This is a genomic window from Kribbella sp. NPDC020701, from assembly GCF_055562215.1.
Genome location: NZ_JBVHFT010000002.1, coordinates 19,374 through 44,592, shown reverse-complemented (window position 1 = coordinate 44,592; position 25,219 = coordinate 19,374). Strand labels below are relative to the sequence as shown.

Here is a 25,219-nt window from a genome sequence, read left to right as displayed (position 1 = left end):
AATCACTACCTAGTGGAGTTCCTGTGCGTGTCAGTGTTGTTGCCTTAGGCAAGATCGGGCTGCCGTTGGCGGTCCAGTTCGCGGCCAAGGGGCATGAGGTCATCGGCGTCGACATCAATCCGGCGACGGTCGACCAGGTGAACGCCGGACAGGAGCCGTTCCCGGGTGAGGCGCACCTGGCCGAACTGCTGGCCGAGACCGTGGCCGACGGCCGCCTGCGGGCGACCACGGACTACGCGGACGCCATCCCCGGCAGCGACGCGGTGGTGGTGGTCGTGGCACTCTTCGTCGACGAGCAGACCGGCGAGCCGGACTTCGGCTGGATGGAGAACGCCACCCGGTCACTGGCCGAGCACCTCAGCCCGGGCACCCTGGTCAGCTACGAGACCACCCTCCCGGTCGGCACCACCCGCAACCGGTGGAAGCCGATGATCGAGGAGATCTCCGGCCTGACCGAGGGCCAGGACTTCCACCTGGTGTTCTCGCCCGAGCGGGTGCTCACCGGCCGGATCTTCGCGGACCTGCGCAAGTACCCGAAGCTGGTCGGCGGGCTGTCCGAGGAAGGCGCCAAGCGCGCCACCTCCTTCTACGAGGCCGTCCTCGACTTCGACGAGCGCCCGGACCTGGAGCGCGGCAACGGCGTCTGGGACCTGGGTTCGGCCGAGGCGGCCGAGCTGGCGAAGCTGGCCGAGACCACCTACCGCGACGTCAACATCGGCCTGGCGAACCAGTTCGCCCGGTTCGCCGGTGAGAACGGCATCGACGTCCACCAGGTCATCGAGGCCTCGAACTCGCAGCCCTACAGCCACATCCACCGGCCCGGCATCGCGGTCGGCGGCCACTGCATCCCGGTCTATCCGCGGCTCTACCTGTGGACCGACCCGGAGGCCACCGTCGTCCGGGCCGCCCGCGAGGCGAACCTCGGTATGCCGGAGTACACCATCGGCCTGCTCGAGGGCGCGTACGGCGACCTGACCGGAGCCAAGGTGGCCGTGCTCGGCGCGGCATACCGTGGTGGCGTCAAGGAGACGGCGTTCTCCGGGGTCTTCCCGGCCGTGGAGGCGCTGAAGGCCCGTGGTGCCGAGGTGTCCGTGCACGACCCGCTGTACACCGATGAGGAGCTGCGGCAGCTCGGCTTCACGCCGTACGCGCTGGGCGCTCCGGTGGACGCGGCCGTGCTGCAGGCGGACCACGCCGAGTACGCGCAGCTGACCCCGGCCGAGCTGCCGGGTGTGAAGGTGCTCGTCGACGGCCGTGACCGCACCGACCCGGCTCGTTGGGCGGGCGTGCGCCGGATCGTGATCGGAAGGTCGGTCAGCCAGTGACACATCCCGGCCTGCGGGTCGTGATGATGGTCGCGAACGACGTCACCAACGACAGTAGGGTCCGCAAGGAGGCCGCAGCTCTGGCCGAGACCGGAGCAGAGGTGACTGTGCTCGGGGTCTCGGCCGGCGACCTGCCGTCGAGGGAGATGCTCGACGGCGCGCTGATCGTCCGCGTTGCGGTGCCGTTCGCCCTGCGGGAGGAGCGCAAGCGCAGTCGTGCGGCGCGCCGGGACTGGCGGCCGCCGTTGGTGGGGTTCAAGTACCGGTCTACCTCTGTCGCCCGCAGCCAGCGCATCCAGGCCGAGCTCGAGGAGCTGAAGGCCGACTCCGGGCGCGCCATCGCGCGGGCCGAGGCGGGCCAGGGAAATCCGCTCGAGTTCAAGCTCGGCGCGGCCGCCCGGCTGCTGCGCCGGTCGCGCTGGCAGGCCGCGAAGAAGGCGACCCGGGTGCGCACGGGAGTCGGCAGCAAGGCCGACGGTCCGTTCAAGTTCGGCTGGCGCGCGTACGACGGGGTGATCCACAGGCTGGGGTGGCCGGCCCCGTGGCGCAAGCTGCACCCGGAGGCGCTGGATCTCGAGATCGCCTTCGGTGATCTGATCGACCGCCTCGAGCCCGATGTCGTGCACGCGCACGACATGCACGTGATCGGCGTCGCCACCCGCGCCGCCGGCCGGGCGAAGCTGCGCGGCAAGGACCTGAAGGTCGTGTACGACGCGCACGAGTACGTCGCCGGCCTGTCCCGGTACGGCGCTCGCACCCGGCGCTCGATCGCGGCGTGGGCCAACCACGAGGCCGAGTACATCGCGGACGCCGACCGGGTGATCACGGTCAGCCCGGCCATCGCCAAGCGGTTGCAGCGCGAGCACAAGCTCGACCACGAGCCCATCGTGATCATGAACACGCCGAACCCGGCGGACGTATCGGTCGAGGTGTCCGACCTTCGCAGCCGGATCGGCTTGGCTTCCGACGTACCGCTGCTGGTCTACAGCGGTGGTGTGACGCGCGCACGTGGCATCCACACCGCCGTACAGGCGCTGGTGGACCTGCCGGACGTGCACCTGGCTGTCGTGTGCGTGCCCAGTGTGGAGACGGACGCGGTCCGGGAGTTGCAGGCGCAGGCCGTGTCGCTCGAGGTGCAGGACCGGTTGCACTGCCTGGACCCGGTGAAGCCGGACGAGGTGGTCGCGTTCCTGCGGACCGCGGATGTCGGCGTGATCCCGATCCTGCGGTACCCGAGCCACGAGATGGCCCTGCCGAACAAGCTGTTCGAGTACGCCTTCGCCGGGCTGCCGGTGGTGGTCTCCGACATGCCGAGCATGAAGGAGTTCGTCGACCGGACCCGGATCGGCGAGGTGTTCGTCGCCGCCGACGCGCACGATCTGGCGTCGAAGGTCCGCACGGTCCTCGGTGACCTCGACTCCTACCGCGAGCGGGTCGCGGACCCCGGTTACCAGCAGGAAGTGTCCTGGGCCGGGCAGGCGGCGAAGCTTCGCAGCCTGTACGGCGAACTGGTCGGCCGGCAGCTCGAGGTCGTTCAGCCTGGTGGCCGCGCGATCAAGAAGCAGCGCCGGTTGCTGATCGGTCCGGTCAACAGTGCCGGCCAGGCCTGGCTGTGGGCGACCGCGCTCGAGCGTGAGGTCCCGGATCTCAAGGCCGAGTCGCTGACCACGGACAGTGGCGCGTTCGACTTCCGCGTGCACCGCACCGGGACATATCAGCAGTACCGGTCGGAGCTGCGCTGGCAGCTGGAGCTGACGGCGTACGCGTTGCGCGAGGTCACCCATGTGCTGTTCGAGGCGGGCCGGCCGATGTTCGGTCAGGAGCCCGGGCAGCTGTGGACGAACGACGTACCGACGCTGGACCGGGCCGGGATCAAGCACGGGCTGGTCTTCCACGGTTCGGAGATCCGCGATCCGGCTCTGCACCGGGCGCGGTACCGGTGGTCGCCGTTCCACAACCCGGACGACGAGCTGACGTCGCGGCTGCAGTCCGCGAACGACCTGATGCGGCAGCACCTGGAGGGGTACGAAGGCCCGATCTTCGTCACCACGCCGGACCTGCTGGAGTTCGTTGACAACGGCATCTGGTTGCCGCTGGCCGTGGACGTCGAGGAGTTCGGGTCGACCCAGCCGGTGCTGGAGCGCGAGGTGCCGGTGGTCCTGCACGCACCGTCGGCGAGTGCTTTGAAGGGCTCGGCGTACGTCGATCCTGTGCTGGCGGACCTGGATGCGCGAGGCCTGATCAGGTACCAGCGGGTCCAGGGCGTTCCGCACGCGGAGCTGGCCGAGCTGGTCAAGAGCGCCGACATCGTGGTCGACCAGCTGCTGCTCGGCACGTACGGCGTCTTCGCCTGCGAGGCGATGGCGGCCGGCCGGGTCACCGTCGGGCACGTCGCGGACCCGGTTCGCGACCTGCTACCGACCGACCTGCCGATCGCGGAGGCGACGCCGGACGACCTGTCCGAGGTGATCGAGCGGCTGGTCGCCGAGCGCGACACGGCCCGCAAGATCGCCGACGCCGGGCCGTCGTACGTCCGGGATCTGCATGACGGGCACCGGTCGGTCGAGGCGCTGCTTCCCTTTGTCAACAACGAGCTCGAGGTCGGCGGCCGGTAAGTGCGAATTCTGATGATCGCGCAGTCCCCGATCGCCGGGGACTCGCGCATTCTGCGAGAGGCAACGGCTCTGGTCGCGGCCGGTCACACGATTCAGGTGATCGGCCGGGATGTGCCGGAAGGCTTCGAGGTCGGACCCGGGGTCACGGTCGAGTCGGTCTCCCGCTCGGCCGGGCTGCGGACGGGCAACGGCGGACTAGCGGTCGGCCACGGCCGGAACGGGCCGAAGGTGCTGATCCAGCGATTCGGCCGGTGGCTGCTGCTGCCGGAACACCGGGACCGGACCGAGAAGCAGTGGCGGATCGCGGCGGCGCCCCGGGTGGCTGCCGCAGGGCCGTTCGACGTCGTGCACGCGCATGACTTCAACACGTTGGAGCTCGCCGCCGAGTACGCCGAGAAGTGGTCGGCGGCGCTGGTCTACGACACTCATGAGCTGTGGTTCGACCGGGCACTGCCGGGTCGGCCGACGCCGCTGTGGCGTGCTCGCGGGCGGCGGTACGAGGTTTCGCTGGCTTCGAAGGCGCGGTTCGTGATCACCGTGTCGGACGGGATCGCGGCTCGGCTGCATTCACGGGGATTGCCGGACGTTCGCGTCGTACGCAATACCTTCCCGCGGCCTTCCGCCGTACCGCCTGCGCCGGACCAGCCCGAGGGTCTCCTGTACGCCGGTCGCGTGGGCGCCGGCCGGGACCTGCCGACGCTGGTGGAGGCCGCGCGTCGGTTGGCGCCGTTCCGCACTGTGTTGATGGGCTCGGTGGATCCGAACTACCGCCTGGACCTGGGGCCGGTCGAGACGGAGGCCGAACGCTCGATCGACGAGGTCGACGACACGCTCCGCTCGTACGGGATCTCGCTCGTGACGTTGACGAACACCTGCGAGAACCACCGCTTGGCTCTCCCCAACAAACTCTTCCACGCCGTCCGGGCCGGGGTGCCGGTGGTCGCCGCCGACCTCCCCGAAATGCGCGCGGTGGTAACCCAGTACAAGCTCGGCACCTTGTACGAACCCGGGAACCCGGCATCCCTCACCGCCGCCGTACGCGCCCTGATCGAGAACTACACGGTCTACACCGACGGAGTCCGCTCGGCAGCCGCAGAACTCAACTGGGAAAAGGATTCCGCCACCTTGGTGGCTGCCTACTCAGAGCTCGCCGGCTGACTCCGCTCCGACGTCGCTGCACTTCGCCCGCAACTTTGCGTGTGCGCCCGGTATCAAGCTCTGTGGAGGCGATCCACTGACTAGAGGGGACTGGGGACATGCAGCGACGGATGGTGGCCTGGGCGGGGAGTGCGGTGCTGGCGGTGAGCGCGCTGGCGCCGGCGGCGGCGTATGCACGAGGACCGAACCCGATCGGCCCGGGCGCGACGGTGCCGGGCACGAACAAGAAGATCACCGCGGCGGCCGCTGAGGCGTGCTTCGTCTGGCAGGGCTCGGTGACCGCGACCGGGCAGCACACGTTCGCGGATCCGACCGCGACCGTTCCGCCGACCGTGCCGGACAGGGGAGGCATCGACGGGGTGTACCAGGCTGGCCAGATCCGGCTCAGCGCCCGCCAGACGATCGAACCGAACATCGCCGGCGCCGACCACTACGGGTACGTAGTCATCGGCGACGGGCTTTACGCCAGTAGCTACGCGATCGATGGCACCGGCGAGATCGACCCGAGCCTCCCGCAGCAGTTGCGGCGGATCGGCGGTGGCTGGAGCAAGTTCACCTTCCTGGAGACCGCGGACTACGAGAGCCCGGACGGCCAGAAGCCCAAGGTCTACCACTCGAACGCCTACGCCTTGCGCAACGACGGTGTGCTCTTGCGCTGGAACAGGGGCGGAGGCTGGCGTGCGACCGGCTCGTACGCCGGTTTCTCCGCGGTCAAGACGATGACGCTGATCGCGAAGACACGCACGTACGACACGTTCCTGGCGAACACCCGCGGCGGTGCGCTGTACACGATCCGGATCCCGTTGACGTCGCCGATGAAGCCGATCGTCAAGCAGGTCCGGACCCGCACCTGGCAGGGCTTCGAGACGCTGTCGGCGATGGGGTGCGGCCAGTACGGCACGCTCCTGCTCGGCATCGACAAGGACACCAAGAAGGGCTACCTGTACGCCGTCGGCCACGCGAACGGCCTGTCGACGGTGATCCAGTCCCGCGGTGAGGTCCCAGGCGCGTTCGACGACCCGGTCTACTTCCGCTGGGTTCCGATTCCGATCTACGACGTCGCCAACGGCGACTGAGCTGCGAGGAGGGTTTCCAGGGCGGCCTGGGTCGTGGGGTCGGCTGGGGTGTAGGTGACGTGACGTGCCGCGGCACAGCCACCACCCTCCACCCTGCGATGACCCGATCCTGACTAGAGGTGTTTTCGGGTTTGGAGGGCTAGTTGTTCGGCGGTGATGAGGTTGGTGTGGGTGCCGGGGGAGCCGCAGGACCAGGCGCCGGCGATGGTGCCGGCGAGGGCGGCGTCGTACCAGTCGACGCCGTCGAGGTAGCGGGCCAGGAAGGCGGCGACGTAGGCGTCGCCGGCACCGTTCGTGTCGACGACCGGGCGATCGGGGAGGTGGATCGCCGGGACGTGCCGGGCGGGGTGGTTGCGGACGTACAGGTAGCTGCCGTCGGCACCCGACATCGCGACGACGATCTCGGCCCGGCCGTTGGCGAAGATCCAGTCGACCCCGTCAGGCTCCAGGGAACTGGTGGAGACGAAGACGATGTCGGCCGCGGTCGCGAAGTCCTTGTGGTAGTCGCTCCGCCCGTCCCAGTCGTGCAGGTCGGTCGAGACCGTGCAGCCGGCCGCGATCGCGTCGCCCAGTGCGTACCGCGCGAAATCCATGATCGAGACATGCACATGCTGAGTGTGTACGACGTTCGCCCGCCAGAGATCCGGGTCGACGCGGAGCCCGGCCGGCTGCCGCCCGTCGTACAAGGAGAGGCGCCGGCCGTCCGGCGCGACCAGGTTTACGGACCGGCGAGTTCCGCTGGGGTGGATGGCGACGTGCAGGGGGAGCCGGAGTTCGTCGTACGTCCGGCGGATGCGGTCGCCCTCGGGGTCGTCGCCGATCAGGTCCACCAGGCCCGCGCGCAGGCCGAGCAGGTGGCAGCCGAGCGTCACACCGTGCCCGGTGTGGCCGAGGTACGACTCGATCGGTTCCACCCCGATCGTGTCGACGTCCTTCAACGGCAGGCTCGGCACCCGCACGATCGTGTCGATCCCCACCCCACCGATGACCAGCACATCCAGCTCCACCCGTCCCGTCATACCTGACTTTCGCCAGGTATGACAGGGTTTTTCCGGGACCTGAACGCAACCTGTCTCATTTACTGCTTGATCGGTGCCCCGGTCTTTTCCTGCAGTTCGTCGAAGGTGACGCCGTCTGCGAGCTCGACCAACTGCAGCCCGTCGTCGGTGACGTCGAGCACGGCGAGGTCGGTGATGATCCGGTTCACCACGCCGCGACCGGTGTAGGGCAGGTCGCATTCGGTCAGGATCTTGTGCGAGCCGTCCTTGGCGACGTGCTCCATCAGCACGATCACCTTCTTGGCGCCGTGCACCAGGTCCATCGCGCCGCCCATGCCCTTGACCATCTTGCCGGGGATCATCCAGTTCGACAGGTCGCCGGTGGCCGAGACCTGCATGGCGCCGAGGATGGCCGCGTCGATGGCGCCGCCGCGGATCATCCCGAAGGAGAGCGCGGAGTCGAAGAATGAGGCGCCCGGCAGCGTCGTGACGGTCTCCTTGCCGGCGTTGATCAGGTCCGGGTCCTCTTCGCCCTCGACCGGGTACGGGCCGACGCCGAGGATGCCGTTCTCGCTCTGCAGTACGACGGTGACGCCGTCGGGGATGTAGTTCGGGACCAGCGTCGGCAGGCCGATGCCGAGGTTCACGTACTCGCCGTCGGCGAGCTCGGCGGCGGCGCGGGCGGCCATCTGCTCACGGGTGAGTGGCATGCTCAAGCCCCTTTCGGCTGCACGGTGCGCTTCTCGATCCGCTTCTCGATTCCCTTGCCAACAGCAACCACCCGCTGGACGTAGACGCCGGGCAGGTGGATCTCGTCCGGGTCCAGCTCACCAGGCTGGACCAGCTCCTCCACCGTCGCGATCGTGACCCGGCCGGCCATCGCGGCCAGTGGGTTGAAGTTGCGCGCGCTCCGGTCGAACACCAGGTTCCCGTGGGTATCGCCCTTGAGCGCGTGCACCAGGCCGAAGTCGGTGGTGATCGACTCCTCCAGCACGTACGTCGTCCCGTTGATCTCCCGGGTCTCCTTGGCCGCCGAGGCCTTCGCCACGGTGCCGTCGGCGTTGTACTTCTGCGGCAGCCCACCGTCGGCGACCTGAGTCCCGACACCGGCCAGGGTGAAGAACGCGGCGATCCCGCAGCCGCCGGCCCGCAACTTCTCGGCCAGCGTGCCCTGCGGGGTCAGCTCGACCTCCAGCTCCCCGTGCAGGAACTGCCGGGCGAACTCCTTGTTCTCCCCGACGTACGACGAGGTCATCTTGGCGATCCGCTTGTCCGCGAGCAGGATGCCCAGGCCCCAGTCGTCGACACCGCAGTTGTTCGAGACCACGCTGAGCCCGCTCACCCCCTTGTCGTGCAGGGCGGTGATCAGTTCCATCGGATTACCGCACAGCCCGAAGCCGCCGACCGCGAGGCTCGCGCCGTCGCCGATGTCGTCGACCGCGGCCCGCGGCGAGTCGTACGTCTTGTCCATCAGCTGCTCCGTTGCAGTCTCTGTGCCGGTTAGCTCCCGACTCTAACCAGCCGGGTACGACTCTCGCGATGTGGCCGCTACCACACGTGTGGCGGCGTACCACCCGCAGATGTGGTCCGGTGCTATGCGGAGGCTTCCGACGCGTTCAGCGCGGTCAGCTCGTGCAGAGCCTCGAAGTGAGCGTCTTCCAGCTCGGGGAAGGCCAGCACCGCGGAGAGGTGCGCCCGGGCGGCCGGGAGATTGCCGCAGTACCTGGCCGTCCGTGCGAGACCGATGCGCGCCGCCGCGGCCGTCTCTGGGAGGTCAGCACGCTCACTGACGTCCAGCGCCTGGCTGTAGTCCTCTCGAGCATCCTCAAGCTTGCCCAGTGCGCGGTAGAGGTCACCACGCTGGCAGAGCAGTACGCCGGTCTCCTCTTCCAACCCGAGTTGCTCCGCCAGCGCCAGTGCCTCGGTGGTGAGGTCCAGCGGCTCGTCCACGGTCTGCCGGAGCGCACTGAGTGCCAGGAACGTGCCCCACGCGTCCTCGAGCATGCGGAAGCGGCCCAACGCCGTACGCAGCGCCTGTGCGGCCTCGGCAGGGGCCACTGTGGTCAGGCCTGGATACCCGCGGCACAGCTCGACAGCTGCGCGGGCCCATGCGTCACCGGTCTCGTTCCGCTCCAGCACGTCCTGGACCACGCCGGCGGGCTCGAACGGTCCGAACACCAGTGACCACAGCAGCACGGTCACGGAGTACCGGAACGGCCCGGTCGACTCCAGCACGATCTGCTGGGCCCGTTCGACCTGCGCCTGCTCGGCCGATGCGGCGCCGTGCAGCACAGCGAGCAGGTACTCCTCGTCCAGCCCGACCGGGACAGTCCGGCCCAGCATGCTGAGCACTCGCTCCGCAGCGGCCGCAGCCTCGTCTTGAAGCCCGTGCGACCACCAGTACGCCGAGTAGCGCGCAACGAGCCGGAGGGCGGTCCTCAGGTCGCTCTCGCACGCACGCTCGATCGCGCTGACGACCTGGTCACCCTCCAGGCTGTGCAGATCGCCTGAGCCCGCTAAGTCCACGTAACTCATTGTTACTCGGCCGTGTGAACGTCATGTCACCGGGTCAGAAACGGAGTACGCCCCAGTGGGCCGGGAGGTGCATATCCTCGACGCCCTGCGGCGACCAGACCCAGAACTCCAGCTCGGTCCCCTTCACATACGCGCCGTCGACCACCTCGTGCGGGTGCTGGCACCGCATCAGGTTCATCCGCCACTCGTCGCCCGGATTCGGCGGGGTCGCCCGGCCCTCGTTGTACGACGCCAGATCGGCCCACGGTACGGCGATCTCCGTCGACCACCCGGTGTCGGTGTCGGACGGGTCGTTGACCGTCCCGTCGACGTGGATCGCGGTGCGCAGCCCGGGCAGGTTGGTCGGGTCGATCGGTACGCCGCCGTCGACGTACGGCTTGGGCAGGGTGAGCTCCCAGATCGTGCCGAGCGGGTTGATCTCGAACTCGTAGTAGTTCTGCCCGTCGCCGTCCGGGTCGAGGAACAGCTCGAAGTTGTTCTCGTGGAAGAGCTTGCTGTTCTTCTCGGTCATCGTCGACCAGACGTGCGGTTCCTCGAGCAGCCCGCCGACGTACAGGTACTGGTCGTCGTACATCAGCTTCGCCCGGGTCCGGAACCGCGGCGCCGGCCCGTCGGCGATCGGGACGAAGTCGGTGGTCCAGGGCGCGACGTCCCAGGCGGGGTCGGTCAGGGTGCCGTCGAGGTTCGGCGCGGCCGGGGTCCGCGGGCACTCGTAGACGGGCAGGTCAGGCATCGGCACGCTCCAGCAGTCGGGCGACGAGATTGGCGAGCAGGAAGGTGATCAGAGTCAGAACCGGTACGACGGCCAGGATCCACGACGAGTCCAGATAGCCGGTCAGAAACGCGAGTACGACGGCCAGCATGAAGGCGACTCCGAGGAACGCGACCAGCCGGGGGCTCGGCATCGACAGCCGGCTCAGCGCGAGCCCGCCGAGCACCATGGTCACGGCCACGATCAGCACCAGCAGCGGGAGCCCGAGCGCACCGCAGTTCGTGGTGTCACGGAACCGCTCGCAACTGCGCTCACTCAGCCACACCAGCGCGATCGTCGCGAAGCCGCACAACAACCCGACCACGGCCAGGATCAAAGCCGGCGGCAACGGTGGTGCGTCGTACCGTCCTTCGTCCGCATCCTCCTGGCTCATTGCCGCAGGCTATCGGGATTACGCGGCCCCGAGGGAGTGCGCGATCGCATCCCGCACCATGGCGTCGGTGGGGACGGGCACGGCACGCTCCGCCGCGAGCTCGGCCAGCGAGACCATCGTGACGTCGTGCAGCCCGCAACTCGTGAACGTGTGAAAGACCGTCATGTCCGGGTCGACGTTCACCGAGAAGCCGTGGCTGGTCACGCCGCGCCGGATCCGCATCCCGATCGAGCACAGCTTCCGGCCGTCCTCGGTCCACACCCCGACCAGGCTGCTCGCTCCCTTCGGCGTGTCCCGCCGTACGAGCGGGAACCCGAGCGATCCCAGTGCGTCGATCAGCCCGTTCTCGACCCATCGCACGATGTCGACCGGACCGCGCGACTTCAGATCGATCACCAGGTACCCGACCAGCTGGCCCGGCCCGTGGTACGTCGCGAACCCGCCGCGGTCGACCGCCACCGCCGGGATCCCCGCCGTCTCGGGCGGCAGATCGCCCAGCACCGTGCGGGGCCCGTACGTGATGACCGGCGGATGACTCAGCAGGAACAGCCGATCCTCGGCCGTTCCCTCCACCCGCTCCTCGACCCAGTCGCGCATCTCCTTCGCTGCGACCTCGTAATCCACCTCGCCCAGATCCACGCGCTGCATGCGGTCCAGCCTAGGCGGGTGACCCGAACAGGTTTACTTTTCGATCATGCGCTTCGACCGGTACACCGTGATCGTGCTGACGCTCCGCCCGGACCCGCCGGTCCTGAGCGACGAGCAGGCCACCGAGCTCCAGAACCGCCATCTGGCGTACGGCGCCGGCCTGCAGGAGCGCGGCTTGGTCCTCGCCCGCGGACCCCTCACCGACCAGGACGACGACCGCTTCCGCGGCTTCTCCATCTGGTCCGTCGACCAGGAAACCGCCCGCGCCCACGCCGAAGCCGACCCCGCGGTCCGAGCCGGCCGCCTCGCCGTCCATGTCATGACCTGGATGATGCCCGCCGGCAATCTCACCTTCGCCAAGGTCCGCCCGCCCCACTCCCTCGCCGAGGCAATGGAGGACTAGCGCACCTGAGCGGCCGGGTGGATTATCAGTTAGGACCACATCGCGAGGGGGCGATGTCATGTGTGGTCGACGGGTGGCTCGGACTCGGCTGTCGAGAAGGCTCCGGGGGAGTTTGACCTACGTGGCTGCGGCCGCTCTCGCCCTGCCGCTCCTTGTTGCGTGCGGGCAGGACAACGGCACGCCCACGCTCAACTGGTACATCAATCCTGATAACGGTGGACAGGCGCGGCTCGCCGAGAAGTGCGCGCCGGCGGGCGGCCCGTACAAGGTGGACATCCAGACGCTGCCGAACGACGCGTCCCAGCAGCGCGAGCAACTCGTACGGCGCTTGGCCGCCAAGGACAGCTCGATCGACCTGATGAGTCTGGATCCACCGTTCGTGGCCGAGTTCGCGAACGCGGGGTTCCTGCGCCCGTTCAGCAAGCAGGACGAGGCGACGTTCACCGACGGCGTCCTGGCCGCACCGATCAAGACGGCGTACTGGAACGGCCAACTCGTCGCGGCGCCGTTCTGGGCGAACACCCAGCTGCTCTGGTACCGCAAGTCGGCGGCCGCAGCGGCCGGGGTCGACCCGACCGCCCCGGGCTTCACCTGGGACCAGATGATCAAGGCGGCGGAGGCCGAGAACAAGGTGGTCGCCGTCCAGGCCAACCGGTACGAGGGCTACATGGTCTGGATCAACGCGCTGGTCGTCTCGGCCGGTGGCCAGATCGTCACCAACGTGCAGGCGGGCAAGAACGCGACGCCGTCGATGGCCTCACCGGCCGGTGACGCGGCCGCCGAGGTCGTCGGCAACCTGGCCCGGTCCTCCGCGGCACCGCCGGCGATGTCCACCGCGACCGAGGAAGAGGCTCGCTCCGCCTTCCAGAGCGACCGCGGCGGGTTCATGGTCAACTGGCCGTACGTGTACGGCGCGGCGTCGGCCGACGTGAAGGCCGGCGCGACCACGCAGGCCGTGGTCGACGACATCGGCTGGGCGCGGTACCCGCGGGTCGTGGAGGGAATGCCTAGCAAGCCGCCGCTCGGTGGGATCAACCTGGCCATCGGCGCGTATACCAAGTACCCCGACCAGGCGCTGGCCCTGGTCAAGTGCCTCACCTCGCTGCAGAGCAGCATCCAGTACATGGTCGACGCGGGGAACCCGGCCGCGAAGGCAGCGGCGTACGACGATCCCCAGGTGCGCAAGGCGTTCCCGATGGCACCGCTGATCCGGGATTCGATCAACGACGCGGGTCCGCGGCCGATCACGCCGTACTACAACGACGTCTCCACGTCGGTGCAGATCACCTGGCACCCGGGGACCGACGTCCGTGCTCCGGCGACACCGGAGGACACCGACAAGTTCATGAGCGAGGTCCTGAGCGGAGATCGGCTGCTCTGAGCCGACCCGAATCGTCCTAGGGAGGGACCGATGGCCGTCAACGATCAACCTGACACGGCGACGCTCCCGGCCACGACGCCGTCGGCCGCACCGGTTCCGGCGCGGATGTCGGACCGCACCCGGCACGAACGACGGCTCGGACTCTGGCTGTCCGCGCCCGCCTTCGTCGTGATGATCGTGGTGACCGCCTACCCGCTGGTGTACGCGGTCGTCCTGTCGCTGTACAACTACCGGCTGACCGACCCGGAGGGGCGCTCCTTCGTCGGCCTGGCGAACTACGGAACCGTGCTGACCGACCCGGTCTGGTGGAGCGACTTCCTGACCACCTTCATCATCACCGCGTTCAGCGTCGGGATCGAGCTCGTCCTCGGCTTCGCGTTCGCCTTCGTGATGTACCGGATCCTGCGTGGCCGATCGCTGGTGCGCACCGGGATCCTGCTCCCGTACGGGATCATCACCGTGGTGTCGGCCTACATCTGGCGGTACGCGTTCCAGCTGGACTCGGGGTTCATCAACCAGTGGTTCGGCCTCGGCGACTACAACTGGTTCGGCCAGCGCTGGTCCTCCTTGTTCGTCATCATCTTCTCCGAGATCTGGAAGACCACGCCGTTCATCTCGCTGCTGCTGCTCGCCGGCCTGGTCCAGGTGCCGTGGGACCTGCAGGAGGCGGCGTCCGTCGACGGCGCCACCGCCCGCCAGCGGCTGATGCGAGTGACGCTTCCGAACATGAAGGCGGCCATCATGGTCGCGCTGCTGTTCCGCACCCTGGACGCCTGGCGGATCTTCGACAACCCGTTCATCATGACGGCCGGTGCGAACAAGACCGAGACGCTGTCCTTCCTCGCCTACCGGCAGAACGTCACGCTGCTGAATCTCGGCGTCGGCTCGGCGATCTCGGTGCTGCTGTTCTTCAGCGTGGTGATCATCGCGTTCCTGTTCGTCAAGGGCTTCAAGACCGACCTCTCGCAGGTGAGGGGTGACAAGTGATGAACCGGAACGCGAAGTACTGGTGGACCGGCTGGGGCCTGCTCATCCTGGTCTGGGCACTGTTCCCGATGTTGTGGATGGTGTCGTTGTCGTTCAAGGACCCGGCCACGTTCCGCAGCGCGAAGCCGACGTTCTTCCCCGAGAAGTGGGTGTGGACGAACTACGACACTGTGTTCAGCGACAGCCTCTTCACCAGCGCGCTGCGCAACTCGGTGGGCATCGCCTTCATCGCGACCCTGCTGTCGGTGATCGTCGCGATGTTCGCCGCGTACGCGATCGCTCGGCTGGAGTTCCCGGGTAAGAAACTCCTGCTGTCGATGGCGCTGGCGATCGCGATGTTCCCGCAGGCCGCGCTGGTCGGGCCGCTGTTCAACATGTGGCGCAACCTCGGCATCTACGACACCTGGGCCGGCCTGATCATCCCCTACCTCACCTTCGCCCTGCCGCTGTCGATCTGGACCATGTCGGCGTTCTTCCGGCAGATCCCCTGGGAGATGGAGCAGGCCGCACAGGTGGACGGGGCGACCGCCTGGCAGGCGTTCCGCAAGGTCATCGTGCCGCTGGCCGCACCCGGCGTGTTCACCACCACGATCCTGACGTTCTTCTTCTGCTGGAACGAGTTCCTGCTCGCGATCTCGCTCACCTCGACCGACCGGGCCCGGACCGTCCCGGCGGCGTTGTCGTTCTTCACCGGCGCCTCGCAGTTCCAGTCGCCGGTCACCGCGATCATGGCGGCCTCGGTGGTCGTCACCATCCCCGTCGTCATCCTGGTGCTGCTCTTCCAGCGCCGGATCGTCGCCGGTCTGACCGCGGGCGCCGTCAAGGGCTGATCGCCCGCTGAGGAAGGAGATGTCCGACTGTGGCAACCATCAATATGAAGAACATCGTCAAGCGGTACCCGGACGGATTCCTGGCTGTCGACGACATCAGCATCGAGGTCGCCGACGGAGAGTTCATCATCCTGGTCGGGCCGTCCGGCTGCGGAAAGTCGACCCTCCTGCGGATGATCGTCGGCCTGGAGGACATCACCGAGGGCGACATGCTGATCAACGGCGAACGGGTCAACGAGAAGGCGCCGCGGGACCGGAACCTGGCGATGGTGTTCCAGAACTACGCGCTCTACCCGCACCTGAACGTGTTCGAGAACATCGCGTTCCCGCTGCGGCTGAAGAACATGCCGGACGCCGAGGTGACGCAACGGGTCGAGGAGGCCGCCGATGTACTCGAGCTGACCGAGAACCTGAAGCGCAAGCCGGCCAACCTGTCCGGCGGCCAGCGGCAGCGGGTCGCGATGGGCCGGGCGATCATCCGCAAGGCCGACGCGTTCCTGTTCGACGAGCCGCTGTCCAACCTGGACGCGAAGCTGCGCGGACAGATGCGGACCGAGATCGCCCGGATGCAGCGCAGGCTCGGGACTACGACCGTGTACGTCACCCACGACCAGACCGAGGCGATGACGCTGGGGGACCGGATCGCCGTCCTGCGCAAGGGCGTCCTGCAGCAGATCGGGACTCCGCACCAGCTGTACGACACGCCCGCGAACCTTTTCGTCGCCGGGTTCATCGGGTCGCCGCCGATGAACTTCATCCCGGGCCGAGTGAAAGACGGCGCCCTCGAGACCCCGCTCGGCGACGTGGCCGTCACCGACCGGCTCGCAGGGACGGCCGGACATGATTTGGTCATTGTCGGCGTTCGCCCGCAGGACTTCGAGGACTCCTCCGGCGTGGATGCTGCGACCCGGTCCCACGGGGAAACGTTCACAGCCCACGTGGACGTGACCGAGTGGCTCGGCAACGAGCTCTATGCCTACATCCCTTATGACGCTCCGAAGGATGTCACCCTGCAGTTGAAGGAGCTCCAGCGCGAGCTGGACAGCGAGCAGATGCGCACCCAACTGGTCGTCGTCCTGGGTGCCCAGAGCAAGGTCACCGACGGCACCGTGACGGACCTCTGGTTCGACAACGACCAGATTCACGTCTTCGACCCGGCCACCGGGGACAACCTGACCCAGTACGCCGCCGCGCCGGAACCGGTCGAGTCGAGTTCGCCGGCGAGCGAGCAGGTCGCCAGTTCGGACCCGCGGGCCACGGCCCAGCAGACGGAGGAGTAGGGCGAACAGGGAAAGAGGCCCCTCACCGAGGGACCTCTTCCACGTGGTCGGGCTGACAGGATTTGAACCTGCGACCTCTTCGTCCCGAACGAAGCGCGCTACCAAGCTGCGCCACAGCCCGAATCGCCGTTAGCTTACATGCGACGACCGTGGGGACGAAATCGGGTTAATCCGTGGGACGAGAGTGAGCAGCGTCGCCTCCGGCCGGCACGCGAAACGCACCGGCGCGTACGGCGAAGTGCCGAGGCCGGCCGACACGTGCAGAGCCGCCTGGCGGCCGCCGTGGCCCCAGGTGGACAGGCCCTTCACGCGGGAAGTGTCCAGGTCGCAGTTGGTCACCAGGGCGCCGTAGAACGGCACCGCCAGCTGGCCGCCGTGGGTGTGGCCGGCCAGGACGAGCGGGTAGCCGTCGCCGACGAAGCCGTTCAGGATGCGCTGGTACGGCGCGTGCGTGACGCCGATGGACAGGTCGGCCGTCGGGTCCGCCTCACCCGCGACCTCGTCGTACCGGTCGCGCTTGATGTGCGGGTCGTCGGTCCCGGCGAAGTCCAGGCGCAGGCCGTTGACCTTGAGGGTCGCCTTGGCGTTGTTCAGGTCGGTCCAGCCGGCGCCGGTGAACGCGTGGCGCATCTCCTCGTACGGCAGGTCCGGGCCGTGCGGCTTGTGCCGCTGCTTGTGCGCGGGCAGCAGGTACTTGCCCGGGTTCTTGAAGTGCGGCTTCCAGAAGTCGTTGGAGCCGAACACGAAGACTCCCGGCAGGTCGAACAGATCGCCGTACGCGCGGAGCAGTGGCTGGACCGCACGCTCGTGGGAGATGTTGTCGCCGGTGTTCACGATCAGGTCGGGCTCGAGTGCGGCCAGGTCGTTGACCCAGTTGATCTTGCGCTCCTGGGTGGGCATCAGGTGCAGATCGGACAGATGCAGCACCCTGAGCGGCTCGGAACCCTCCGGCAGCACCGGCACGGTCACTCTGCGCAGTGTGAACCAGCGCACCTCGACGGCGGCCGCGTACGCGACGCAGGCGGCACCCACGGCACCGACGACCGCCGTGGTCTTCAGAGTGGTGTTGACAAGCCCGCGCAACGTCATTTCACCAGCCTGCCACAATCATGGGCATGTCCAACTCCGGAATGAAGCAGCGCCTGCACGACGACATGACCGCCGCCCTGAAGGCGCGCGACGAGATCCGCAAGTCCACTCTGCGGATGGCGCTCACCGCGGTCACCAAGGCGGAGGTGGCCGGCAAGGAGGCCCGCGAGCTCTCCGACGCCGAGATCGTCGACGTCCTGGGTTCGGAGGCGAAGAAGCGGCGCGAGTCCGTCGTCGCCTACCGCGACGCCGGCCGGACCGAACTGGCCGACAAGGAACAGGCCGAGGCGGACATCCTCGCCGAGTACCTCCCCGAGCAGCTGACCGAGGAGGAGATCGCAGCCCTGGTCACCGAGACCATCGCCGCGACCGGCGCCGCCGAACTCGGCCCGCGCGGCATCGGCAAGGTCATGGGGGCCCTCCAGCCCAAGGTCAAGGGCAAAGCCGACGGCGGCGCCGTCTCCGCCGAGGTCAAGCGCCAGCTCGGCGCCTAGCGTCGCGGCCTCCGCGGTCATGGCTGTCAGCCGTGGCCGCGGCCGCCGCAGTTGGGGTACTTCGGGTTCCAGGGTGGGCAGTTGGGGTTGATGGTGGTGGGAGTGCCCGGGGGTTTGGTGGTGTTCGGCGGCTTCGTCGTGTTGGGCTGGTTCTGCTGGCTGCCGTTGGAGACGAAGATGGTGACCTTCGAGCCCTCGGGGGCGCCGTCGCGCTGCCGCGGGCTGGTGTAGGCGACAGTGCCGGCGGTCTCCTCGGAGTTGACCGTGCCGGGCGCGATCTCGACGTCGAACCCGGCCTGCCGGAGCTTGTTGGCGGCGTCGTCGGGGTTCATCCCGTTCACGAACGGCAGATCCTTCACGTTGCCGCGCGAGATCGTGTCCGACGGCGCGGTGAAGCGCGTGGTCGGGTAACCCTGCAGCGCGCCTTGCATCGCGGTCTGCCAGAGCGGTCCGGCGGTGCCCGAGCCGGACGCGTCGTACATCTTCTTGCCGCCGAGCGTCTGACCGATCAGGTTCCGGTACGGCAGCGAGGCGTCGGCCACCACCGACGCGGCGGCCAGCTTGGTCGAGTAACCGGCGTACCACACGGCCTTGTTGTCGGTGATCGTTCCGGTCTTGCCGGCCAGATCGCTCGTGCCGAAGTTCAGCTTCGCGCCGGTGCCGCCCTTCTGCATGACCTGGTGCAGTACGGCGTTCACGCCGTCGGCGACCTCAGGGGCGAGCGCCTGCTTGCAGTCCGCGCCACGGGTGGCGATCGACTTGCCGACGGCGTTCTTGATCGTGGTGACCAGCCACGGCGTGCAGTACATGCCCCGGGCGGCGAATGCGGCGTACGCGCTGGACAGCTGCAGCGGGGTCACGTAGCCGACGCCGAGAGTCATCGACACGACCTGGTCAAGCGGCCTGGCGGTCTGGGCGTCGCCGGTCTGGGCGTCGTACAACCCCAGCGACGCGGCGATCTTGGCGATCGGGCAGAGGCCGGTCTGCTGGGACAGCAGCAGGAAGTAGGTGTTCGTCGACTTCTGCGCGGCCTGGATCATCGTCGGTTCGGGCACGTTCTGCGTGGAGTTGCTCGGGGTGTAGTCCGGGTCCGAGGTCGTCCCGTTGCAGGTGCTGAACTTCTTGCCGCTCAGGTCGATCTGGTTGGGCGCGTTGATCTTGTAGTTCAGCGGGAAGCCCTTCTGGATCGCGGCCGCGATCGTGAAGGCCTTCATCGTCGAACCGTTCTGGAAGCCGCCGTACCCACCGGGGTAGGACTTCTCGACGTTGTAGTTGTACGACGTCTGGTTCTTCTTGCCGCCGTACGGCTTGCTCTGCACCATCGCCTTCACCAGGCCCGTCCCGGGCTCGACGATCGTGATCGCGGCGATCGCGGAGTCGGTGGGCTTGGCGTGGACGTCGATCGAGTGCTGCGCGGCCTTCTGGATCTTCGGGTCGAGCGAGGTCCGGACCGTGAGGCCGGCGGTCTTGAGGAAGTTCGCGCGATCGGTCTTGGTCTTACCGAAGGCCGGGTTGTCCTCGAGCTGGGAGACGACGTACTCGCAGTAGAACGGGTACGGACCGTTGGCGCAGCCGAGTTTGTTCGGGCGGACCTTGGCGAAGTCGATCACCGGGGTCTTCAGCGCCGAGTTGGCCTGGGTGGCCGAGATGACCTTGAGCTCGAGCATCCGCTTGATGACCACGTCGCGGCGCTCCTTGGCGCGCGTCGGGTTGTTGGTCGGGTCGTAGCCGGTCGGGTTCTTCACCAGGCCGGCCAGCAGCGCGGCCTGCGGCAGAGTGAGCTGGGAGGCGTTCACGGAGAAGTAGTGCTGCGCGGCGGCCTGGATGCCCCAGGCGCCGTCGCCGAAGTTCGCCAGGTTGAGGTACTTCTCCAGGATCTCGTTCTTCGAGTACTCCTTCTCGACCGCGATCGCGTACCGCAGCTCGGCGACCTTGCGCTGGTACGTGTCGGCGGTCGCCTCGGCGACCTCCTCGGGCGTCTTCGCCTTCTCGACCAGGCTCACCTTCACGTACTGCTGGGTGATGCTCGAGCCGCCCTGCTGGATCCCGCCCGAGGACTTGTTCTGCAGCAGCGCGCGCAGCGTGCCCTTGAGGTCCAGCGCGCCGTGCTCGTAGAACCGGTCGTCCTCGATCGCGACGATCGCCTTCTGCATGATCGGCGCGACCTGGCTGAGCTTGACCGGCACCCGGTTCTGCTCGGCCAGGGTGGCGATCAACGAACCGTCGGCGGCCAGGATGGTGCTCTTCTGCTTCAGTGGCACCTCGTCGAACTGCTGCGGCAGGTCTTGCAGAGTGTCGGAAGTCTTCTCGGTGGTGAAGCCGGCCAACCCGGCGAAGGGGATGGCGAGACCGGCGGCCAAGGCCCCCGACAGCACGCTCACCCCGAGGAACAGGACCACCGATTGGACGACTCCCCGGTCGTCCTTCTCCCTGACGCGCATGGTTATAGAGACTACGGGACCGGCATTTTGGGTTACCGCTGCGAATGTGAGTTCCATCACGGTGTCTGGACAAAGTTCATCCAAAAGGAGGAGGGCCCGAGCAAACTGCTCGGGCCCTCCGGTTGTACGACGGTCAGGCGGCGTACTGGTGTGCCTCGACCTGCGCCGGTACGAGCGCCAGATCCAGCACCTCGCGGACATCGCTGACCGGGTGCACCGTCAGCTCCTTGAGCACGGACTCCGGCACGTCCTCCAGGTCCGGCTCGTTCCGCTTCGGGATCAGGATCGTGGTCAGCCCGGCCCGGTGCGCGGCGAGCAGCTTCTGCTTCACCCCACCGATCGGGAGGACCCGTCCGGTCAACGACACCTCACCGGTCATCGCGACCTCCGAGCGGACCGGCCGCCCGGACAGCAGCGACGCCAGCGCCGTCGTCATCGTCACACCCGCCGACGGACCGTCCTTCGGGACCGCACCGGCCGGCACGTGGATGTGGGCGTTCCGCTCGGCCAGGTCGCCGACCGGCAGCCCCAGCTCCGCGCCGTGCGAGCGCAGGTACGACAGGGCGATCTGCGCCGACTCCTTCATCACGTCACCGAGCTGTCCGGTCAGTGTGACTCCGGTCGGGCCGGTCTCCTTGTCGGCCAGCGACGCCTCCACGAAGAGCACGTCACCACCAGCACCAGTCACCGCAAGCCCGGTCGCCACGCCTGGGAGCGCCGTACGCTCGGCTGACTCCGGAGTGAACTTCGGTGAGCCCAGGTAGCCCTTCAACTCACCGGATCCGATGGTCAGCGAACCAGCGTCCTCGCCCAGGGCGAGCTTTGCCGTCACCTTCCGCAGGACTCGAGCGATCGACCGCTCCAGCTGCCGTACGCCGGCCTCACGCGTGTACTCGCCGGCCAGCAGCCGCAGTGCCGAGTCGTCGAAGGCGACCTCGTCCGCCGTCAGGCCCGCCCGCTCCAGCTGACGCGGGAGCAGGTGGTCACGGGCGATGACGACCTTCTCGTCCTCGGTGTAGCCGTCCAGCTGCACCAGTTCCATCCGGTCCAGCAGTGGCGCCGGGATGGAGTCCAGTACGTTCGCCGTGGCCAGGAAGACCACGTCGGACAGGTCCAGCTCGACCTCCAGGTAGTGGTCCCGGAAGGTGTGGTTCTGCGCCGGGTCGAGCACCTCGAGCAGCGCGGCGGTCGGGTCACCCCGGTAGTCCGCACCCACCTTGTCGATCTCGTCCAGCAGCACCACCGGGTTCATCGACCCGGCCTCGGTGATCGCCCGGACGATCCGGCCCGGCAGCGCACCGACGTACGTACGCCGGTGACCGCGGATCTCGGCCTCGTCCCGCACACCACCCAGTGCGACGCGGACGAACTTCCGTCCCATCGCACGCGCCACGGACTCACCCAGCGAGGTCTTACCCACACCAGGCGGACCGACCAGGGCCAGTACGGCGCCACTGCGGCGTCCACCGACCACACCGAGACCACGGTCCGCGCGGCGGCGCCGTACGGCCAGGTACTCGGTGATGCGCTCCTTCACGTCATCCAGTCCGGCGTGGTCCGCGTCCAGCACGGCCCGCGCCTCGCGGATGTCGTAGCTGTCCTCGCTGCGCTCGTTCCACGGCAGCTCGAGGACGGTGTCCAGCCAGGTGCGGATCCAGCCGACCTCGGGGGACTGCTCGGACGTCCGCTCCAGCTTGTCGACCTCGGCGAGCGCGGCCTTGCGGACGTGCTCGGGCAGATCGGCCGCCTCGACGCGGGCCCGGTAGTCCTCTTCCTCGGACTCGGCCTTACCGTCCAGCTCGGCCAGTTCCTTGCGGATCGCGGCCATCTGCTGGCGCAGCAGGAACTCCCGCTGCTGCTTCTCCATGCCCTCCTGGACGTCCTTCTGGATCGTCTCGGAGACCTCGAGCTCGGCCAGGTGGTCCTTCACCCAGCCGATCAGCTTCTCCAGCCGCTCGGTGACGTTGGCGTTCTCGACCAACCAGGACTTCTGCTCATTGCTGAGGTACGAGGCGTAGCCGGCCAGGTCGGACAGCTCCGCCGGGTCGTCGACCTGCTTCACGGAGTCGATGACCTGGTAGGCGCCGCGACGCTGCAGCACCGAGGTCATCAGGGTCTTGTACTCACGAGCCAGCTCCGCCGAACGGGCGTCGGTGATCTCGTGCAGAACAGTCGCGCCCACCCAGAGCGCAGCGCCCGGACCGGTGGTCCCGGCGCCGATCAGGACCCGCTGGGTCCCGCGGATCACGGCCGCCTGGGCACCGCCCGGCAGCCGGCCGATCTGCTCGATCTCACCGAGCGTCCCGGCCTTGGCATATTTCCCGTCCAGCCGCGGCACCAGCAGTACCTGGTCCTGGCCGGAGGCCTGCGCCGCGTCGATCGCGGCCCGGGCCTCGGGGTCGGCCAGTCGGACCGGCACGACCATTCCCGGCAGGACCACGACGTCGTCCAGCGGCAGAACAGGAAGATTCAACGTATCGGTCACGCTGTCACACCCTTTACAAGATTGAGTCTGACAGGCTCAACCACAGCCCCCACCAGGTCATTCCCGGCGTTCGCTGTGGGTGAAAACGTGGCCGACCGACCTCAGGCGGTGAGCAGGTCGCCGATGTGGCGTAGACCGGTGAGGTCGTGGATGTCGTCGGCGAGGGCCGGGACCTCGGCGGTCGGGATCGCGCGGTGGCTCCGGCGGAACCGGTCGGCGCGTTTGTGGTCGCCGACGACCTGATGCATCTTGTCCGCGTGCAACCGCAGTACGGCGGCCGTCAGCGGCGACTTGTCCGCCTCCTCCAGCCGCTCGGCGGCGCCCAGTGAGCGCTCCGACGACAGGTCCGGTACGTCAGTGTTCGTGACCCGGTTCAGGACGACGCCGGCCAGCGGCATCCGCTCGGCCCGCAACCGCTCGGCGAAGTACGACGCCTCCCGCAATGCGTCGTTCTGCGGCGCGGCGACGACGAGGAAGGCCGTGTGCGGCTCACGCAGCAGCGCGACCGTCTGCTCGGCCCGCGCCCGGAATCCCCCGAACAACGTGTCGAAGGCCGCGACGAACGTCTGGACGTCGGTCAGCACCTGGGCTCCGAGCACCTTGTTGAGCACGGACATCGCCATGTTGACGCCGGCGGACATCAACTTGAACGGCCCGCGAGCGGGTGCCAGCAGCAGCTTGAGGAACCGTCCCTCCAGCAAGGACGCCAACCGCTCCGGGGCGTCCAGGAAGTCCAGCGCCGACCGCGACGGCGGTGTGTCCACGACGATCAGGTCCCAGTCACCGGTCCGCTCCGCCTGCTTGTGCAGCTGCCCGAGCTTCTCCATCGCCATGTACTCCTGCGTCCCCGCGAACGACGACGACAGCGCGACGTAGAACGGGTTCGCCAGGATCTGCTCGGCCTTCTCCGGCGTCGCGTGCGCGAGCACCACCTCGTCGAAGGTCCGCTTCATGTCCAGCATCATCGCGTCCAGCCGGCCGCCGTTCCCGGTGTCGACCTCGGCCACGGCCCGCGGCGTGTTGTCCAGCTCGGTCAGCCCGAGCGACTGCGCCAGCCGCCGAGCCGGGTCGATCGTCAGTACGACGACCTTCCGCCCCCGCTCCGCCGCCCGCAGCCCCAGCGCCGCCGCGGTCGTCGTCTTCCCGACCCCACCCGCACCACAGGTAACAACAATCCGCGTCGACGGATCATCAATCAACGCATCCAGATCGAGCGCGGTCACGGGGCCTCCCGGCCTGGACTGAGGAGCGGAGGGAGCGAAGCGACTGGAGCGACGAGGGAAGGCCGGGAGTCAAGGCCCCGTGACCCTGCCGGCGCCGAAGGCCCGGCCAAAAGCACTGTCATGCGCGGAACTCCTCGGCGAGGTCGACCAGGGCGCCGTGATCGATGCCCTCGGGCTGGAGCGCCAGCTCGGTGACTTTCTTGCCTAAGGCATCGATTCGGTCGCGGTTCTCGCGTTCCAGCCCGATCCGGATCGCGTGGTCGCGCGCCTCGGTCGCCAACGTCCTCGCCAGCCCGGCGCCGCCCGTGAGCCCAGCCGATCGCAGGCCCTTGGTGAGTTCGGTGATCGGCAGTTTCTCCTTCACCGCCAGGGCGAGCGCGTCATCGTCGAGCGGACTGTTGCGGACCATGTTCACCACGATCGACCCGATCCGCAGATCGAGTGCCTCGAGGTGCTCGACCGCGTCGAGCGTCTCCTGGACCGGCATCTCCTCGAGCAGCGTCACCAGGTGGATCCGGGTCACGTCCGACCGCAGCATGCCCATGATCGCGTCCGCCTGATTGCGGATCGGCCCGACCTTGGCCAGCCCGGCGACCTCGTGGTTCACGTTCAGGAACGGCGCGATCCGTCCGGTCGGAGGTGCGTCCAGTACGACGGCGTCGTACGCGAGCCGTCCGTGCGACTTCCGCCGCGTCGCCTCGTAGACCTTGCCGGTCAGCAGTACGTCGCGCAGCCCGGGAGCGATCGTGGTGACGAAGTCGATCGCGCCGACCTTCTCGAGCGCCTTCCCGGCCCGGCCGAGGTGGTAGTACATGTCGAGGTACTCCAGCAGGGCGGCCTCGGCGTCGACGGCCAGCGCGAACACCTCGCCCCCACCGGGCCCCTGGGCGATCCGGGTTTCGACGTACGGGAGCGGCGGTACGTCGAAGAGCTGAGCGAGCCCCTGCCGTCCTTCGACCTCGACGAGCAGGACGCGCTTGTCCTCCTCGGCCAGTGCGAGTGCCATGGCAGCCGCAACAGTCGTCTTCCCGGTGCCCCCCTTACCGGTGACCACGTGCAGTCGCGCCATACGGTCCAGGGTAGGACGTGTCCCAGAGCACACCGTT

22 protein-coding genes and 1 tRNA gene are annotated in these 25,219 nt (G+C 68.2%); 10 read left to right on the top strand and 13 right to left on the bottom strand.

Going from position 1 to position 25,219, the window contains the following annotated elements; genetic code table 11:
• Positions 1 to 23: 23 nt before the first annotated feature.
• The 4 genes from ACZ3HV_RS03570 to ACZ3HV_RS03555 all read left to right on the top strand — a co-directional run bounded on the left by ACZ3HV_RS03570 (position 24) and on the right by ACZ3HV_RS03555 (position 6,174).
• Positions 24 to 1,325 (top strand): nucleotide sugar dehydrogenase, encoded by a 1,302-nt coding sequence (locus ACZ3HV_RS03570; protein ID WP_360364376.1) that lies wholly within the window; start codon positions 24 to 26, stop codon positions 1,323 to 1,325.
• The gene (locus tag ACZ3HV_RS03565; RefSeq protein WP_465680514.1) at positions 1,322 to 3,940 is read left to right on the top strand and encodes a glycosyltransferase family 4 protein; all 2,619 of its coding nucleotides are present in this window, start codon (positions 1,322 to 1,324) and stop codon (positions 3,938 to 3,940) included. Before ACZ3HV_RS03570 ends, ACZ3HV_RS03565 begins: the two co-directional genes overlap by 4 nt.
• A gap of 12 nt (positions 3,941 to 3,952) precedes the next feature.
• A complete protein-coding gene (locus ACZ3HV_RS03560; protein WP_465680512.1) occupies positions 3,953 to 5,098 on the top strand; it encodes a glycosyltransferase in 1,146 nt (381 codons plus the stop codon).
• 98 nt (positions 5,099 to 5,196) lie between these two features.
• A complete protein-coding gene (locus tag ACZ3HV_RS03555; protein ID WP_465680510.1) occupies positions 5,197 to 6,174 on the top strand; it encodes a hypothetical protein in 978 nt (325 codons plus the stop codon).
• A 113-nt stretch (positions 6,175 to 6,287) separates the two neighbouring features.
• On the opposite strand, the gene ACZ3HV_RS03550 is transcribed toward ACZ3HV_RS03555, so the two are convergent.
• From ACZ3HV_RS03550 to lipB, 7 genes are all read right to left on the bottom strand, one after another.
• Positions 6,288 to 7,193 carry a carbohydrate kinase family protein gene (locus ACZ3HV_RS03550; protein ID WP_465680508.1) on the bottom strand — a complete coding sequence of 302 codons (906 nt, stop codon included), beginning with the start codon at positions 7,191 to 7,193 and terminating at the stop codon, positions 6,288 to 6,290.
• Positions 7,194 to 7,252: 59 nt separating this feature from the next.
• Positions 7,253 to 7,882 carry a 3-oxoacid CoA-transferase subunit B gene (locus tag ACZ3HV_RS03545; protein ID WP_465680506.1) on the bottom strand — a complete coding sequence of 210 codons (630 nt, stop codon included), beginning with the start codon at positions 7,880 to 7,882 and terminating at the stop codon, positions 7,253 to 7,255.
• 2 nt (positions 7,883 to 7,884) lie between these two features.
• On the bottom strand, positions 7,885 to 8,643 hold the full coding sequence (locus ACZ3HV_RS03540; RefSeq protein ID WP_465680504.1) for a CoA transferase subunit A: 759 nt from the start codon (positions 8,641 to 8,643) through the stop codon (positions 7,885 to 7,887).
• 122 nt (positions 8,644 to 8,765) lie between these two features.
• Positions 8,766 to 9,698 carry a tetratricopeptide repeat protein gene (locus ACZ3HV_RS03535; protein ID WP_465680503.1) on the bottom strand — a complete coding sequence of 311 codons (933 nt, stop codon included), beginning with the start codon at positions 9,696 to 9,698 and terminating at the stop codon, positions 8,766 to 8,768.
• A gap of 43 nt (positions 9,699 to 9,741) precedes the next feature.
• Positions 9,742 to 10,440 carry a carbohydrate-binding family 9-like protein gene (locus tag ACZ3HV_RS03530; RefSeq protein ID WP_465680502.1) on the bottom strand — a complete coding sequence of 233 codons (699 nt, stop codon included), beginning with the start codon at positions 10,438 to 10,440 and terminating at the stop codon, positions 9,742 to 9,744.
• A complete protein-coding gene (locus ACZ3HV_RS03525) occupies positions 10,433 to 10,852 on the bottom strand; it encodes a hypothetical protein (RefSeq protein WP_465680501.1) in 420 nt (139 codons plus the stop codon). Before ACZ3HV_RS03525 ends, ACZ3HV_RS03530 begins: the two co-directional genes overlap by 8 nt.
• Positions 10,853 to 10,870: 18 nt before the next feature.
• Complete coding sequence (lipB, locus tag ACZ3HV_RS03520) at positions 10,871 to 11,500, bottom strand: lipoyl(octanoyl) transferase LipB (protein ID WP_465680499.1); 630 nt, start codon at positions 11,498 to 11,500, stop codon at positions 10,871 to 10,873.
• Positions 11,501 to 11,546: 46 nt separating this feature from the next.
• Between lipB and ACZ3HV_RS03515 the strand changes: the two genes are divergently transcribed.
• The 5 genes from ACZ3HV_RS03515 (at position 11,547) to ACZ3HV_RS03495 (ending at position 16,381) form a co-directional block, all read left to right on the top strand.
• Positions 11,547 to 11,903 carry a YciI family protein gene (locus ACZ3HV_RS03515; protein ID WP_360364408.1) on the top strand — a complete coding sequence of 119 codons (357 nt, stop codon included), beginning with the start codon at positions 11,547 to 11,549 and terminating at the stop codon, positions 11,901 to 11,903.
• A gap of 121 nt (positions 11,904 to 12,024) precedes the next feature.
• On the top strand, positions 12,025 to 13,284 hold the full coding sequence (locus ACZ3HV_RS03510) for an extracellular solute-binding protein (protein ID WP_465680497.1): 1,260 nt from the start codon (positions 12,025 to 12,027) through the stop codon (positions 13,282 to 13,284).
• A 30-nt stretch (positions 13,285 to 13,314) separates the two neighbouring features.
• Positions 13,315 to 14,271, top strand: a complete 957-nt coding sequence (locus ACZ3HV_RS03505) for a carbohydrate ABC transporter permease (protein ID WP_360364411.1) — start codon at positions 13,315 to 13,317, stop codon at positions 14,269 to 14,271.
• Positions 14,271 to 15,101, top strand: coding sequence for a carbohydrate ABC transporter permease (locus ACZ3HV_RS03500; protein ID WP_360364413.1), 831 nt, complete (start codon positions 14,271 to 14,273; stop codon positions 15,099 to 15,101). The genes ACZ3HV_RS03505 and ACZ3HV_RS03500 overlap by 1 nt, the downstream gene beginning before the upstream one ends.
• A 29-nt stretch (positions 15,102 to 15,130) precedes the next feature.
• A complete protein-coding gene (locus ACZ3HV_RS03495; RefSeq protein WP_465680495.1) occupies positions 15,131 to 16,381 on the top strand; it encodes an ABC transporter ATP-binding protein in 1,251 nt (416 codons plus the stop codon).
• Between the two features lie 44 nt (positions 16,382 to 16,425).
• Here ACZ3HV_RS03495 and ACZ3HV_RS03490 read toward each other — a convergent pair.
• A tRNA-Pro gene (locus tag ACZ3HV_RS03490) sits at positions 16,426 to 16,502 on the bottom strand.
• A gap of 8 nt (positions 16,503 to 16,510) precedes the next feature.
• Entirely contained in the window at positions 16,511 to 17,464 is a 954-nt protein-coding gene (locus tag ACZ3HV_RS03485; protein ID WP_465681689.1) for a metallophosphoesterase, read from the bottom strand.
• Between the two features lie 32 nt (positions 17,465 to 17,496).
• Here ACZ3HV_RS03485 and ACZ3HV_RS03480 point away from each other — a divergent pair, with 32 nt between their 5' ends.
• The gene (locus ACZ3HV_RS03480) at positions 17,497 to 17,964 is read left to right on the top strand and encodes a GatB/YqeY domain-containing protein (RefSeq protein WP_465680493.1); all 468 of its coding nucleotides are present in this window, start codon (positions 17,497 to 17,499) and stop codon (positions 17,962 to 17,964) included.
• A 26-nt stretch (positions 17,965 to 17,990) separates the two neighbouring features.
• Here ACZ3HV_RS03480 and ACZ3HV_RS03475 read toward each other — a convergent pair whose 3' ends face one another.
• The 4 genes from ACZ3HV_RS03475 to bagA all read right to left on the bottom strand — a co-directional run bounded on the left by ACZ3HV_RS03475 (position 17,991) and on the right by bagA (position 25,182).
• Positions 17,991 to 20,405 carry a transglycosylase domain-containing protein gene (locus ACZ3HV_RS03475; RefSeq protein WP_465680491.1) on the bottom strand — a complete coding sequence of 805 codons (2,415 nt, stop codon included), beginning with the start codon at positions 20,403 to 20,405 and terminating at the stop codon, positions 17,991 to 17,993.
• A gap of 133 nt (positions 20,406 to 20,538) precedes the next feature.
• Positions 20,539 to 22,890 carry an endopeptidase La gene (lon, locus tag ACZ3HV_RS03470; protein WP_465680489.1) on the bottom strand — a complete coding sequence of 784 codons (2,352 nt, stop codon included), beginning with the start codon at positions 22,888 to 22,890 and terminating at the stop codon, positions 20,539 to 20,541.
• Positions 22,891 to 22,991: 101 nt separating this feature from the next.
• The gene (gene bagB / locus ACZ3HV_RS03465; protein WP_360364424.1) at positions 22,992 to 24,113 is read right to left on the bottom strand and encodes an ArsA family ATPase; all 1,122 of its coding nucleotides are present in this window, start codon (positions 24,111 to 24,113) and stop codon (positions 22,992 to 22,994) included.
• A 118-nt stretch (positions 24,114 to 24,231) separates the two neighbouring features.
• Positions 24,232 to 25,182, bottom strand: a complete 951-nt coding sequence (bagA, locus tag ACZ3HV_RS03460) for an ATPase BagA (RefSeq protein ID WP_465680487.1) — start codon at positions 25,180 to 25,182, stop codon at positions 24,232 to 24,234.
• Positions 25,183 to 25,219 lie beyond the last annotated feature (37 nt).

Coding starts and splice junctions, on each gene's coding strand:
- ACZ3HV_RS03505 (WP_360364411.1), top strand. CDS start 13,315: ATGGCCGTCAACGATCAACCTGACACGGCGACGCTCCCGGCCACGACG.
- lipB (WP_465680499.1), bottom strand. CDS start 11,500: ATGCAGCGCGTGGATCTGGGCGAGGTGGATTACGAGGTCGCAGCGAAG.
- ACZ3HV_RS03545 (WP_465680506.1), bottom strand. CDS start 7,882: ATGCCACTCACCCGTGAGCAGATGGCCGCCCGCGCCGCCGCCGAGCTC.
- ACZ3HV_RS03475 (WP_465680491.1), bottom strand. CDS start 20,405: ATGCGCGTCAGGGAGAAGGACGACCGGGGAGTCGTCCAATCGGTGGTC.
- ACZ3HV_RS03525 (WP_465680501.1), bottom strand. CDS start 10,852: ATGAGCCAGGAGGATGCGGACGAAGGACGGTACGACGCACCACCGTTG.
- ACZ3HV_RS03480 (WP_465680493.1), top strand. CDS start 17,497: ATGTCCAACTCCGGAATGAAGCAGCGCCTGCACGACGACATGACCGCC.
- ACZ3HV_RS03560 (WP_465680512.1), top strand. CDS start 3,953: ATGATCGCGCAGTCCCCGATCGCCGGGGACTCGCGCATTCTGCGAGAG.
- ACZ3HV_RS03555 (WP_465680510.1), top strand. CDS start 5,197: ATGCAGCGACGGATGGTGGCCTGGGCGGGGAGTGCGGTGCTGGCGGTG.
- ACZ3HV_RS03550 (WP_465680508.1), bottom strand. CDS start 7,193: ATGACGGGACGGGTGGAGCTGGATGTGCTGGTCATCGGTGGGGTGGGG.
- ACZ3HV_RS03500 (WP_360364413.1), top strand. CDS start 14,271: ATGAACCGGAACGCGAAGTACTGGTGGACCGGCTGGGGCCTGCTCATC.
- ACZ3HV_RS03530 (WP_465680502.1), bottom strand. CDS start 10,440: ATGCCTGACCTGCCCGTCTACGAGTGCCCGCGGACCCCGGCCGCGCCG.
- ACZ3HV_RS03515 (WP_360364408.1), top strand. CDS start 11,547: ATGCGCTTCGACCGGTACACCGTGATCGTGCTGACGCTCCGCCCGGAC.
- bagA (WP_465680487.1), bottom strand. CDS start 25,182: ATGGCGCGACTGCACGTGGTCACCGGTAAGGGGGGCACCGGGAAGACG.
- ACZ3HV_RS03540 (WP_465680504.1), bottom strand. CDS start 8,643: ATGGACAAGACGTACGACTCGCCGCGGGCCGCGGTCGACGACATCGGC.